The following is a 705-nucleotide window of genomic DNA, read 5'->3' as shown; positions in this document are numbered from 1 at the left end:
AAAATGCCCCCGGAAATCCTCCCGCGCCCCCGACACCAACGGGGCCCGTGACCCCGAATGCTCCTGAACCCGCGACGCTGCCGACTCAAAAGCACCCTTCACCGACTCGGCAACCCCATACACAAACCGGCCACCATGGGCATCATCGGAATCCGGCAACAACGGCATCTCAACGAACTCGGTCACAACCAAAGCCCCCCACAGAACAAGAACGCGAACAAAACCAACAACCCAGCGCAACGGCCGGGCAACCACACCACGCATCAGCGCGGCACGATCACCCGGCCCCCACACCAAAACCAACTACAAAATCAGGCCCCGCCGCCGGCAGAGAAAATATCCTGCGAAATCTTCTGCAACTGACCCCGCAACTGCTCCAACTCCTCCCGCGCCTTATCCAACGCAGCCTTCGTCTCCGGCCACGTCGAACCACGGAACTCAGCAGCCAACGGCCCATCCCACACATTCGGATCCGACAACACACGACCCTGCGCATCCAACGCCGAAATCTGATCCGTGAACCCACCAGTAATAATCGACTGCACCTGACCAATAGCAGCCTTGGCCTGCTCAGTAGACAACACACGCGACATAGAACTTTCCTCCCAATAAGAACAATCGCAACACCCAAACCAAAACCAGCCCAGGCGACCAGACGATGCCTAAACTACCAACACCACCCAATAAATCCAACAAACGGACAAA

2 protein-coding genes are annotated in these 705 nt (G+C 57.4%); both read right to left on the bottom strand.

Annotated elements, in window-relative coordinates:
* A partial coding sequence (locus FQP90_RS23510) for a hypothetical protein (RefSeq protein WP_208760073.1) occupies positions 1-186 on the bottom strand: 186 nt, incomplete at its 3' end.
* 125 nt (positions 187-311) lie between these two features.
* Positions 312-593 (bottom strand): pyrophosphorylase, encoded by a 282-nt coding sequence (locus FQP90_RS22975; protein ID WP_144653423.1) that lies wholly within the window; start codon positions 591-593, stop codon positions 312-314.
* Positions 594-705 lie beyond the last annotated feature (112 nt).

Origin of the sequence: Paenarthrobacter nitroguajacolicus, assembly GCF_007786235.1 — a bacterium.
Taxonomy (GTDB): Bacteria; Actinomycetota; Actinomycetes; order Actinomycetales; family Micrococcaceae; genus Arthrobacter; species Arthrobacter nitroguajacolicus_A.
This window is presented reverse-complemented; position numbering and strand designations above follow the sequence as displayed.